Annotated in this window: 13 protein-coding genes and 2 pseudogenes; 8 read left to right on the forward strand and 7 right to left on the reverse strand. The window is 42.8% G+C overall.

Going from position 1 to position 11172, the window contains the following annotated elements; translation table 11 throughout:
- Positions 1–71 precede the first annotated feature (71 nt).
- Together V7K32_RS17355 and gntT are read right to left on the reverse strand one after the other, a co-directional pair.
- A complete protein-coding gene (locus V7K32_RS17355; RefSeq protein ID WP_334995072.1) occupies positions 72–494 on the reverse strand; it encodes an LLM class flavin-dependent oxidoreductase in 423 nt (140 codons plus the stop codon).
- 605 nt (positions 495–1099) lie between these two features.
- The gene (gene gntT, locus V7K32_RS17360) at positions 1100–2425 is read right to left on the reverse strand and encodes a guanitoxin biosynthesis MATE family efflux transporter GntT (protein ID WP_334995073.1); all 1326 of its coding nucleotides are present in this window, start codon (positions 2423–2425) and stop codon (positions 1100–1102) included.
- A gap of 83 nt (positions 2426–2508) precedes the next feature.
- Here gntT and V7K32_RS17365 point away from each other — a divergent pair, with 83 nt between their 5' ends.
- Complete coding sequence (locus V7K32_RS17365) at positions 2509–2871, forward strand: DnaB-like helicase C-terminal domain-containing protein (RefSeq protein ID WP_334995074.1); 363 nt, start codon at positions 2509–2511, stop codon at positions 2869–2871.
- A 15-nt stretch (positions 2872–2886) separates the two neighbouring features.
- Here the strand turns inward: V7K32_RS17365 and V7K32_RS17370 are convergent, their stop codons facing one another.
- Positions 2887–3291 carry a hypothetical protein gene (locus V7K32_RS17370; protein WP_334995075.1) on the reverse strand — a complete coding sequence of 135 codons (405 nt, stop codon included), beginning with the start codon at positions 3289–3291 and terminating at the stop codon, positions 2887–2889.
- Between the two features lie 51 nt (positions 3292–3342).
- Between V7K32_RS17370 and V7K32_RS17375 the strand changes: the two genes are divergently transcribed.
- The 5 genes and pseudogenes from V7K32_RS17375 (at position 3343) to V7K32_RS17395 (ending at position 7247) form a co-directional block, all read left to right on the forward strand.
- Positions 3343–4119: an ASCH domain-containing protein gene (locus tag V7K32_RS17375; RefSeq protein WP_334995076.1), complete on the forward strand. Its 777-nt coding sequence runs from the start codon at positions 3343–3345 to the stop codon at positions 4117–4119.
- Positions 4120–4236: 117 nt separating this feature from the next.
- Positions 4237–5670, forward strand: coding sequence for a DNA cytosine methyltransferase (locus V7K32_RS17380; RefSeq protein WP_334995077.1), 1434 nt, complete (start codon positions 4237–4239; stop codon positions 5668–5670).
- A gap of 27 nt (positions 5671–5697) precedes the next feature.
- A pseudogene (locus tag V7K32_RS17385) lies at positions 5698–6147 on the forward strand (DUF1392 family protein); the annotation flags it as partial.
- Between the two features lie 339 nt (positions 6148–6486).
- Positions 6487–6765 (forward strand): UPF0175 family protein, encoded by a 279-nt coding sequence (locus tag V7K32_RS17390; RefSeq protein ID WP_334995078.1) that lies wholly within the window; start codon positions 6487–6489, stop codon positions 6763–6765.
- Positions 6762–7247, forward strand: coding sequence for a DUF3368 domain-containing protein (locus tag V7K32_RS17395; protein ID WP_152590993.1), 486 nt, complete (start codon positions 6762–6764; stop codon positions 7245–7247). The genes V7K32_RS17390 and V7K32_RS17395 overlap by 4 nt, the downstream gene beginning before the upstream one ends.
- Before the next feature lie 46 nt (positions 7248–7293).
- On the opposite strand, the gene V7K32_RS17400 is transcribed toward V7K32_RS17395, so the two are convergent.
- Genes V7K32_RS17400 through V7K32_RS17410 form a run of 3 tightly spaced genes read right to left on the reverse strand, consistent with a single transcriptional unit; the run spans position 7294 to position 8412 of the window.
- Positions 7294–7416: a hypothetical protein gene (locus tag V7K32_RS17400; RefSeq protein WP_267255913.1), complete on the reverse strand. Its 123-nt coding sequence runs from the start codon at positions 7414–7416 to the stop codon at positions 7294–7296.
- Positions 7413–7631: a hypothetical protein gene (locus tag V7K32_RS17405; protein ID WP_334995079.1), complete on the reverse strand. Its 219-nt coding sequence runs from the start codon at positions 7629–7631 to the stop codon at positions 7413–7415. Before V7K32_RS17405 ends, V7K32_RS17400 begins: the two co-directional genes overlap by 4 nt.
- Complete coding sequence (locus V7K32_RS17410) at positions 7624–8412, reverse strand: glycosyltransferase (protein WP_334995080.1); 789 nt, start codon at positions 8410–8412, stop codon at positions 7624–7626. Before V7K32_RS17410 ends, V7K32_RS17405 begins: the two co-directional genes overlap by 8 nt.
- A gap of 192 nt (positions 8413–8604) precedes the next feature.
- Here V7K32_RS17410 and V7K32_RS17415 point away from each other — a divergent pair, with 192 nt between their 5' ends.
- Together V7K32_RS17415 and V7K32_RS17420 are read left to right on the forward strand one after the other, a co-directional pair.
- Positions 8605–8898, forward strand: coding sequence for a hypothetical protein (locus V7K32_RS17415; RefSeq protein ID WP_334995081.1), 294 nt, complete (start codon positions 8605–8607; stop codon positions 8896–8898).
- Positions 8899–9623: 725 nt separating this feature from the next.
- Positions 9624–10340 (forward strand): hypothetical protein, encoded by a 717-nt coding sequence (locus V7K32_RS17420; RefSeq protein WP_334995082.1) that lies wholly within the window; start codon positions 9624–9626, stop codon positions 10338–10340.
- A 67-nt stretch (positions 10341–10407) separates the two neighbouring features.
- Here the strand turns inward: V7K32_RS17420 and V7K32_RS17425 are convergent.
- Positions 10408–11067: pseudogene (locus V7K32_RS17425) on the reverse strand (ShlB/FhaC/HecB family hemolysin secretion/activation protein); the annotation flags it as partial.
- Positions 11068–11172 lie beyond the last annotated feature (105 nt).

Genomic DNA, 11172 nt, shown 5'->3' on the forward strand with positions numbered 1-11172 from the left:
GCTATTAATCTTCCACCAGAAATCTTTGAAACATAGATATAGCAACGGTTTCCAGACCATCTTGCAGGTTTTTACACGTATCTCGGCTCAATACCTATTACACCAGGCAGATTGGAATTAATAATATTGATAGTCAATCGACCTTTGAGAATATGATCCAGGGTAGCGATTTGACGCGCCAGCATGGTCGGGAAAATTTCGCCTGTCCGCAAAGCCGTCAGCATATTGATGCTCTCGGTTTGCGGGCCCATAGCAGAGGCAAACGGAATCACTTCCTGCCCAACGAGGTATGAGGTCGGCAGCAGTATATTACCAAAGCCTATTCGCTCGGCGGTCAGCATGATCTTTCGGCAGTGTTCATAGTTGCTCCGGCGTTTTTCGTCTAGTACACCTAAATATTGTGTATCGCCCCCACAAAGGTCGTCAAACCAGGCAACTTCCGCGTTTCGTAATCGTGTTCGGTGAGCAACAGATTTTAGAGGTTCGGTGAGCATTGGTTTGTGATTTTCATCTCAATAGACTTGTCCAACTTATCGTGTTTCATACCCTTCTTAGATATCCACTAAGGTATACTTTAGTTGTACCGCCTACAATATACCGGACTTGTACCGAAAATCCTTTTTCTTCTTTGCTCCAGTGCCCCGGGAGCAATTTGCCAAGAGAAAGAAACGACAATTTATTAGACAGCTACTCAGGCGATCGCTCCCACCACTCACTGACATATCGCAATCAATCCTCCTTTCATTCTCAGGAGCTTGAAGTCTTTCTCCACAAGCCTTGTTGGGGCTGAAGCGGAAAACGCACCTTGGACTCAACAGCGCTGGTCAGTTCTACCAACACTTAGTCTCCAACAAAGGCGAGGCTGTTGGAATTGCTGATGGGGAGCCTTACTGGAATGCATATCTGGGGCAGTGGCAGGTTTGGATCAGTTTTACGGACGGGTGTAGGTCTGTAGTGTGCGATTGGTTGGTTGCGGTGTAGAGATCGAATGGCACTAATAAAAGTGTAAATCCCTAGTATTCTTGGATGAAAGGGTGTAGAGAATAAAGAAGATGTTGCATTATACTACACCTAATAACCTGCCTCCAACATCCTGCCCTCACTGTCTTTTACAAAATGATTTTGGTACGCACAATGCCAAAGTTATTGTTCTTGTTGCCATGAATAAAGACATTGATAGCCATAGTAAATGACTATTATGGAAATACCAGGCTGTAATTGCTGATGGAATAAAACCGATTACAGTGGCTTTCAACATAGCTTGACGAAGTGTATGACCTTGAGTCAACCCGAGAAAATAACCGTCTAGCGCATAAGCGACTGAGCCAAAACCTAAAACTGGTAATAACCAAGGAATATAAGAGCGTAAATTATTGATAATTTCAGTATGATTAGTCAGCAATCTTAACAGTGATTCTGGGGCAAAAATAAATGCAGTAGCAAACATTAATCCGATAACCAAGCTACTGACTACAGATGTTTGCAACAGTTGTTTCAAAGAAGTAATATTTCCACTACCTTGAAAAACTCCAGCCAAGCTCTCAGTAGCGAATGCCAAGCCATCAATGAAATATGCTGCCAAGCTCACTACTTGCATCAGCAGCGTATTTGTCGCCAGAATTTCAGTTCCTAACATAGAACTAAGGTTGCTAAACATCGCCATTGTCGAAATTAAAGCAAAAGTCCGAATAATAATTTCTCCATTTAGCATTAAAGCTGATTTTAAAGCAGACAAGTCAAATAGTTCTCCAATTAAAGCTTGTATTTGTTTAAATGAAATTGTTTGACAATATAGCAAGATACCTACTATTAGCATGAGATACTGACTAGTAGCTGTCGCTAACCCAGCTCCTCTACTTGACCATCCCCACTGAACAATAAATAGATAATCTAGTAGTACATTTGCACAATTGCTAATAGCCGAAAGCAATAACACTTTACTACTTTGTGCTTGCCCAAGAAACCAACCAATCAAGACAAAGTTAATCAATGTTGCTGGGGCACCCCATACTAAAGCATTATAGAAATCGACTCCAGAACTTTTAACTTCTGGTGTAGCACTTAGAATCGCAAACCCTAATATTTGTAAAGGTTGTTGAAATATCAGGATGGCGAGTCCTAATATCAATGCTAAAATTCCATGCTGTAAACCAATCAGTACTGCTAATTGGTTATCTTTACGCCCTATAGCCTGTGCAACCATTCCAGTTGTACCCATGCGTAAGAAACCGAATGTCCAATAAATATAATTGAATAAAATTGTTGCTAGTGCCACACCTGCTAAATGACGAATCTCCGTTAAATGTCCTAAAAACATTACATCTATTAGTCCTGCCAACGGAACCATTAGATTTGAAAGAACATTTACAGATGCAAGTTTTAGAAAATGGCGGATGAATACTGAACGTTGAGCAAAGATAGACAAAATTACTAAATCCCTTGACCCCTGCTAGAAATTGTAATTTAGAAATAACAACACTAACTAAGCTGTTCCACATTTGTGACTACTTGCAGCAGATTCCTCTGGAATCCGGTGGAAACATGGCCTTTGAAGTCGGCAAGATTACCCGCCAGATTCGAGATATCGCCAAGTCTCACAAAATCCCCGTTTTCTTGGGCTGTCAAATCAATCGCGGCAACCAAACAACGGCTGATAAACGCCCCAATCGTCATTTACTCCGTAACTCTGGCGAAATCTTCGAGGTTTGTGACCAGTTAATTATGCTCTATCGCAACTCGGTCTACAGCAATGACAGCAGCGATCGCACTATCGAGTTGATTGTTGAGAAGAACAGGCTTTACGGTAAGCTCGGCACTGCAACGATGTTGTGCGATTTATCGACATCGAAATTTTTGAACTTGGCGAGGTAAACGGGATGGAGTTAATTAATTTGGTGTGCTACTACCGCCATTTCGGTCACGTAAATACTCCCAAATTCTGCGGATTTCCTCTTGAAAAACTTGACGGTCGCGCTCTGCTTGGAGTAGAGAAGCCAACAATACTTCACGATCTCGGTCAGCTTGAAGTTCAACTTGCCTTATGGCTTGACGATCGCGTTCAGCATCTCTTTGAGCAGCGCGTAATCCTTCCTGATGGAGGCGTGCAATGTCAGCCAGTTCTCTAATGGTACGCTCTAACCTTGCAATGGTTTGCGAATTTCCCCGTGTTTCCCGCCTGTTAGCATTTTGTACTGTCCTCAGCAAATCCAGTTCGTCACCTATCTCTTCTAGACGAGTATCAATATTATCAAACCTTACACTGGTATCTTCTGGTGGAAAAGCGTTTGTCATAATCCCTCCTTTCTCTTTCTATTCTCGCAGAAACTCACAACTACAGACTTTATGAGTACAACTATCCAACAACTCTTCCATAAATGGGCAATTCTTGCCCCTGATGAATGTTTATCTACTGAGCGCGATTACAAGTTCAAGCTCCGAATTTTACCAGATGTTGAAAAGTGCAATTCTCTTAGTGCTAGTCGCCAAATTATTACTGAGAACTTAGAAATAGATTTAGCTTATCGACGTGATTTTACAATTCAATTGTTGAATTTTGTGTTACTGACGATTATTCAGCACTGCGCGGCTCGACAGTCCAGTATCAGCTTTACAGAACTTGGGACTATCGCCACAATCTGTAACGGACTGCGTTCACAGCCACATCCACATCCAGCGATCGCGGAAGAAAGACGCATACATTCAATTACTGGAGTTTTAAAACCCATGAAAGCACTTTCAGTCAGACAACCCTGGGCTTGGGCAATAATCCACTCCACCAAAAACATAGAAAACCGAGGCTGGCCTATCAATTATCGCGGCAACATTCTGATTCACGCTGCAAAAACCTGTACCAAGAAAGAGTACCAGCTAGCAAGAGAATTTTGCCAAGGGATGGGGGTAGTAATCCCAGAGTTAATCTCTCTACGTCGTGGACAAATCATCGGTATTGTCACAATAGTTGATTGCAAGTTTTCACAAGTTGCATCTGGCTGGGGAATGCCTGAGCAATACCACTGGAAGCTGGAGAATCCACGGGAGATTACACCGATTCCCTACATTGGGCAACTGGGGATTTTTGAAGTGCCTGATGATTTGGTGAGAGAAGTGACTGCTATATGACTCCAACAGCGTTCGTCCTTGACGTTGCCGGAGGCATCGCTCACAACCCAAATAGCCATACTCCGCAATAGTCTACTAACCCATTCACATCCTGGCTCAACTGAACCAGTAATGTTTATGTCTTATGCAATACCCGAAAAATTCTTAGAGGATGACCTTAAAGGTCAACAACTTCGTAGTCAAGGATGCCTCTATCAGTACCTCGAAAAGAAAAAGCTACTTGATAGTTCAATTGCTTTTTACCCGCGTGTGATTGGTGAACGCGACTTAGATGACTCTCGGCATTGGCGTTGGGGTTACAACTGGGAAGAGAAAGTGGAAGGGGTATGGAAAGGGCGAAGCATTGGTTCAATTCCTTGCGGTGCTGTTAGCATGATTCGGACACTACAAAAACAGGGAGCGACAAGAGAAGACATCATCGCCTTTATCAAAAAAGCGAAAACTAAAAAGTATTCTCCAAAAATTTTAGATGTCTGCAAAAGTTTTGAAAACACAAATACTAAACCAATACTTCCAAATGATGCACCGATCGCTGTAGTACTTTTCGCGGGTGGTGGCGGGATTGAAGCGGGGATGGTGCAAGCTGGTATTCGCCCAGTCATCGCAGTGGAGTTCGACCCCACAAAACCAGACTTGAGCAGGGCGATCGCTCTCAATCATCACCGTAACTTTCATGAATATGGCTGCAAAATCATTCAGCTAACAGTTCAAGAAGTAGCGCAGTTAGGATTCATAGGTTTTCCCCGCCGCCCCGATTACCTCCATGCCTCCCCAGTGTGTGCCAACTTCAGCCAAGCTCACACAGCCAAAGCGGGTAAGGGTATTGAAACGGCTGATGATCTGAGTGCAGCGATCGCAGTAGCAGAAGCCATCCGACAGTTGCAGCCACGGGTGTTTACGCTGGAGAATGTTCCACGTTATCAGAACAGTCAGAGTTTCAGTATCATTCTGTCAGCTTTGGAACTTGAGGGATACTCGGTCGATTACAGCGTGGTCAACATGGCTGACTTTGGGCTACCCCAGGCGCGGCGGCGGTTAGTTCTGGTTGCAAGCAAGGGTTTTCAGGTTGCCCTACCCACGGAGAATAAACCTTGCGGTTGGTACTCAGCGATCGCCTATCTCATCCCCACGATGGCTGATTCATACCTGTTGCCCAAACAGCAACAAGCTTTGGAGAAATTTTTAGCCGGGAATGCGCCAAGACCACTGCTAATAGAAAGAGTTGGGGGACGCAAGTTACCGAAGTACAAGCCAGGGTCGCAGCCCGCTAATACCATTCTGCGATCGCATTTCACAGATCACAAAGGTTGCAATCGTAGCAAGTTCGCTGATATCTGGTTGCCTGATGGTCTTGCCCTGAGCGCAGCCGAAGGGACGGTCAAGTCTTTGTCTATCCAAGGTGCTGCCATTTTGCAGGGTTTTCCGTCTTGGTATGAGTTCCCGCCTGAGACTGCTACGGCTGGGTCAATCATCGGGTATTCTGTGCCTCCCAGTTTCGCAACACAACTATTTATATCTGCACAGAGCAAATTATTAAGAGTGACTGTATGACTAACCGATGGACTAAACTTAGAACAGTGCTGGTACATCTCTCCACCTTGGGGTCAGCGAATCCCTCCGTTGCTAGTGAGTCTGTTAGAGCGGGTGTACGTAAAGTCTGACAACGCATTCGGTTACTGCACTGGCGTGGAGTGGTCAGAACATGGCTGGAAATATGAAATCAACGCTAGTAATACCAATATTACTGTTTTGGGAAGTGAACTTATTGGCACAGGTAACTTACAACCGAACACCAAAGAAAAACCTGTGTTTCGACTCGGTGAGTTAGTTGAGTTTTGGTTTCATGGTGATGGGCCACCGATTCGTATTGTCCAGGGAATTCAACTAATCAACGATGCGTGGTTTTACAGTGTGGAATGGATCTCTCCCAGCATCTCTGAAAAAGGCGACGAGGTTTTTACATCTAGGGATTCCATCGCACGGGTGACTGACTATGATTTAGAGAGGGTGCAGGGCAAACGCATCTAAATTACTCTTGATCACAATCAAGGTTAAGAACCAACGAAAAAATCAACATTTCTCCTTTGGTTTAGTTTAAAAGATTTAAGCGATCGCTTAAATCTTTGTCAATAAGCAATGATTAATGCGATTATTTTTAAGCTTATTGAGAACCCAAGGGTATTGTTGACATGATGCATTTGCCCTGAGAGAGGGTGCGAGTATGACAGTGTACACTTGATACTACCGTAGTAAAATTGACTAGTTGGAATCGCCGAATAACTCGACTTTAGCCGATAGAAAAACGATATATTATATAATATCAACCCTGTTGAAAATGAAACATTACAAAGAAAATATTCTGGAATTATGACTAAAGTAGAATTTACTATTCCCGTTCATTCTGTTAATAATACCATTAGAGAAGAAGCAGAAAATAAAGCCAAAGAAGCTTATGTGATGACTCTACTTAAATATGGAGAAATTAGCAGTGGTAAGGCTAGTCAATTACTAGGAATTCCTAGACTAGACGTAATAGATTTAATGTCTAAGCATGAAATATCCCTATTTGACGATAGTATGACTTTAGAGGAATTTCAGCAAGAAGTTAATCAAGCAAAAGTGAAATTACAAGGCAATAATCTATGATTGTTGTCTCAGATACAACCCCATTAAGTGAACTTTCTAAAGTTGGTAGATTAGACTTGCTTCAGGCTGTTTTTGGTAGAGTAATAATTCCTCAACAAGTCTATGCAGAATTAACAACGGGGGATCATCCCGCAGTTTTAGCTGTAAAATCAGCCTTATGGCTAGAAGTTCTTTCTATAAGTAATAACCAACTCATTGAACAATTACAATTAGAAACCGACTTGGATTTAGGAGAATGTTCGGCAATTATTTTGGCAGAAGAATTAAAAGCAGATCAACTTTTAATTGATGAAAAAGCTGGGAGAAAAGTTGCTATTAGTAGAGGCTTGCCAATTATTGGTTTAGTTGGAGTGATTATCTTAGCAAAAGAGCAAGGATTGATTGATAATGTCAAGAATATTTTAGATGATTTAATGAGTAAAGGAACAAGAATCAGCCCAAAAATTTATGATTATGCTCTGATTACAGCAAGAGAAATTTAAAACAATCTGACAATGAACCTATCCCCAAGTGACTGGCTAGAAAATATCATCTAGTTACCAGACCGATAAGCCTGACGGCATGGCTACGCTTACCGCCTACAGTAGGACATGAGCTAATGGAGACGCTAGCGCGAACGGCGATCGCATATACGCACTCATTACCGTTCATCGCGCAACCACTCTAACCCAGTTCTCAGTGCTGCCTCCGCCGTGTAATAAATCTTTTGTTCCCCGAATATCCCACCCGTGCGGCTGATGATACGGAATTCCCAGCAATGCCCTGGCGTGTAAAAAACCATTAGGATACTGCTGTTGACACAGAGTACCGTGTAAACTTTCACTTGTGACATTTGCTGCTGTTGTGGGTGTAATGATTTTACCCAATCAAACCCAAATGCCGATGGAAAACTTCAACAGCATTCGCCACACCATCCTCAGCCCAAATCTTCTGACCTAACTCTTGGGCTTTTTTCTGCATCACCTCATCGCCCAGTACGATTTCAATTGCTGCTGCTAAAGTTTTATCTGACACTTTCTTGTACGGTATCGGCGCAGGGCTGACTCCCAACCGAGTTAGCTTTTCACCCCAAACTGGCTGATCTGCAAAAAAAGGTACAGTAATTGATGGTGTCCCCGCACGTAACACTGCCGCCGTTGTACTAGCTCCTCCGTGATGCACTACTGCTGGCACTTGAGGAAATAACCAATCATGCGGAACTTCCTTGTGAACAAACACTCGTAACGAATCTTTTATATTTACCGTTCTTCCAACGTCCCCCCAGCCTGACAATATAATCCCGCCTTGATGGGTTTTCTTTAAGGCTTCCACGATGTAATGTGTGAGATATTCTGGATTGGGCATTGTCATGCTCCCAAACCCAAAACACAAAGGTAATTGCTTTCGCCCCAGAAAATCCTCTAGTTCCAGGGGTGGCTCGTATTCGGAGGCTTGATCAATAAACCAAAAACCAGTTACATACACCCATGCAGGCCAGTCACGAGGTCTTGGGATGACGTGCGAACTAAACCCATACAATACAGGGATTTGTGATACATTCGCCGGAGTCTTCTGTCTGAAGCGTCTGCCCAAATATGGCAAAGGCGACAATTTCAAAGTTTCTGTTCTGAAGTGATTGAGCAGTTGACGATATCTTTGCCAGTGCAAAAACTCTATTAGTAAGTAGCTGCTATAGTTGATTAATTTCTTTAGCGTGAAAAAGGTAAATTCTTACAATTAGGGACTCGTATTTTCCATCGATTTGGTGTACCTTGTTATTTCTGTGCAAATTATTTATACCTATCCTCTCTCAATTTTACTCACCCAAATTTTAAGCCAATGCCTTTAAGGGAACAGCCAATGAAAACTTCTAATGATATAGATACCAAGAAGATCATCAAAAAATCTGATAAGCTTACCCTGAGACAGATGAAGCTAATTGAGGAGGCAGAAGACCAACTTCTTCAAGCTAATACTGTCAATTCTCCAGCCCCTGTGGTTGAGGTTGAGGAGCAACCAGTAACAATTTCTGAGCCTAGAGTTCCTGACTATATTCCATTCCTTGACAATCCTCCAGTACAATCTGTGGGCAACTCTGGCTGGCAGGTTTCTGATGTCTGGCGGGATATCCGAGTGGATGATTTTTGTAATTAAAGCAGGCAATTTGTATTCCCAGACGGTTGACCATCAAGGCGGTTGCAGTTATCCATGATCCGAAAAAGGAAGTATCCTTATGCCAAAAATCAGGAAAGTCCCCTTGCTTCTTAATCAAAATGCCTGAGACACTATTGCCAGTGGCAACATCAAGATTTGGAGGTAGTCGCTTTGTTCCCCTACCAAAATTCCCTAGCAGTCCTCTTTTGAGCCGGTAAACAAAATGTCATGTCGCAAACGCGATCGCATTAAGAACCATTGGTTCCCAACAGATAAGCTGCACACAAGAGAGTTAACTGGATTCTAGTCACCATTGGTTTCCAACAGATAAGCTATATACAAGAGAGTTAACTGGATTCTAGTCACCATTGGTTCCCAACAGATAAGCTAGATACAAGAGAGTTAATTGGATTCTAGGAACCATTGGTTCCCAAGAAATAGAAATTTCCCTCTGCGCCGAATAGCACTTGTGCCCAAGTGGAGCATTCTTACCCTTCAGCTTTACAAGCTTGCCATTCAACAGTTATCAAGTATCCGCATTACCAGTTTTACTGCACGAAAAGATAACTGTTCACTGTTCACTGATTCAATTCTGACTCCTGACTCAATTTCAGCGTATTCTAGAAAATACCCTCTTTAAATCAGTAAACAGTTATCAATTATCAGTTATCACGGTTTCTGACTGATAACTGATAATTGATAATGCGGATACTTGATAACGGCTAATGCTTGATTATTTGACGGCGGGTATTGCATTCTGGATGACTTTGTTTGGAGTACAAGAGTGGTTGTTAGAATTACGCCTGGGTTATCTCGGTCGCTACTGGTTTCTTGCCATTAGTGCTACCTTACTCATAAGCTTTTTGCTCTCTGCCCCGATTACTCTGGCACTAATCATTAAATTTAGAGTAGATCCGTTTAGTTTCCCTGGTAATGTTATTCTTTGTGCTATCGCTGCCGTCATCTTTGGTGTGATGCTCACCTTTTCACAATGGTTGATACTTCGTCAATCCGAGATGACACCGAGAGTTTTTGCACTAATTAATATGGTTGTTGGAATTATTGTCTATTTTCTACTGGTGTGGATCAATGAAGGTACTCTGGAGTGGAGTGGCAATCCCATTAACGGTTGGAAAACTGCCCTCGTCTTTTTAGCTAGTGGTGCGATTACCGGAGCAGCCACAGGCAAGGCTTTGGATTTCTACTGTGAACGGGTGGAGCGGCGATTAATTCAGCTTGAGAGAGAACGGGTTGAAAGAGAAACGAGAGAGAGAGAACGAATAGAAAGAGAACGAATAGAAAGAGAACGAATAGAAAGAGAAAATCTTGAAAAGGAAGCCCTAGAAAGAAAAAGGATATCAAGAGAAATCGCTTTGGAGGAGGAAAGAAAGTGGTACGAAGAACATGGCGATGATGATTTCGAGGATGAAGATGAAGAATAAGACTTGAGTATTGTTTTACACGCTAAACCGGATAACATACTACATACTTGTCTAATTTCTTAATAAATCAAAAAGGATTATAAATCACCGAGAAATAAATCCCGTTTTCCTGCCATGTCCCATCTGGCTGGTCAACTGCTATCAAAGGAATGCCCCAGTCAAGACGAGCAGTCAAGCGATCGCCTTGTGACCAACGTAAGCCTAGACCAACAGCAGCTAAAGTATTCGGACTGCTGGTATTAGAATTGTCCTGGCTCGAATTATTCCAAGCGACTCCTAAATCTACAAAGGGTATAACTTGCAACAGACCATTGCTCCCCGATGTCCGAAGTACTGGGACTTGAACTTCGGCTGAAACAAAAGCGCCGTTGTCATCTAGCAGAAGGTCTTGGCGATAGCCACGGATACTGTCAATTCCACCTAGTCCAAACTGCTCGAAAGGTAGAAGCGAAGTCGATGACAGTTGCGTATTCAAGCGGAACAAAAATATAGTTTCAGGAGCTAAAAGACGCGCCCATTGAGCTTGTGCAAGCCATGAGAAAAATCGACTATCGGGAACTTCTTGATTGATTGTGGCATCTAACGCACTGATCCCCAAGTTGAATTGCGATCGCACTGCTATTACTTGGCGAGGGCTGCGAGAAGTCCACTCTTGGAAAAACCGCAGTGCAGTTAATCTGGTGCGTCCTAATTCATCAGCACCCAACGAAGGGAAAGGTATTCGTTCTCCTAGTGGTACATAACCCGGATTTCTCACAAGACCTTAAAAAAGAGGGGTCAAAAACTGCCAAAATGTATATTGCAAAACAATCCCAGCAGCTTTATTGTATGA

This window comes from Nostoc sp., assembly GCF_036917635.1.
In the GTDB taxonomy this organism is placed as follows: Bacteria; Cyanobacteriota; Cyanobacteriia; order Cyanobacteriales; family Nostocaceae; genus Nostoc.

Bases quoted from the DNA above. Each gene is read 5' to 3' on its own strand.
- V7K32_RS17355 (WP_334995072.1), bottom strand. From the start codon at position 494: ATGCTCACCGAACCTCTAAAATCTGTTGCTCACCGAACACGATTACGA.
- V7K32_RS17370 (WP_334995075.1), bottom strand. From the start codon at position 3,291: ATGACAAACGCTTTTCCACCAGAAGATACCAGTGTAAGGTTTGATAAT.
- V7K32_RS17375 (WP_334995076.1), top strand. From the start codon at position 3,343: ATGAGTACAACTATCCAACAACTCTTCCATAAATGGGCAATTCTTGCC.
- V7K32_RS17380 (WP_334995077.1), top strand. From the start codon at position 4,237: ATGTCTTATGCAATACCCGAAAAATTCTTAGAGGATGACCTTAAAGGT.
- V7K32_RS17390 (WP_334995078.1), top strand. From the start codon at position 6,487: ATGACTAAAGTAGAATTTACTATTCCCGTTCATTCTGTTAATAATACC.
- V7K32_RS17395 (WP_152590993.1), top strand. From the start codon at position 6,762: ATGATTGTTGTCTCAGATACAACCCCATTAAGTGAACTTTCTAAAGTT.
- V7K32_RS17400 (WP_267255913.1), bottom strand. From the start codon at position 7,416: ATGAACGGTAATGAGTGCGTATATGCGATCGCCGTTCGCGCTAGCGTC.
- V7K32_RS17415 (WP_334995081.1), top strand. From the start codon at position 8,605: ATGAAAACTTCTAATGATATAGATACCAAGAAGATCATCAAAAAATCT.
- V7K32_RS17420 (WP_334995082.1), top strand. From the start codon at position 9,624: ATGCTTGATTATTTGACGGCGGGTATTGCATTCTGGATGACTTTGTTT.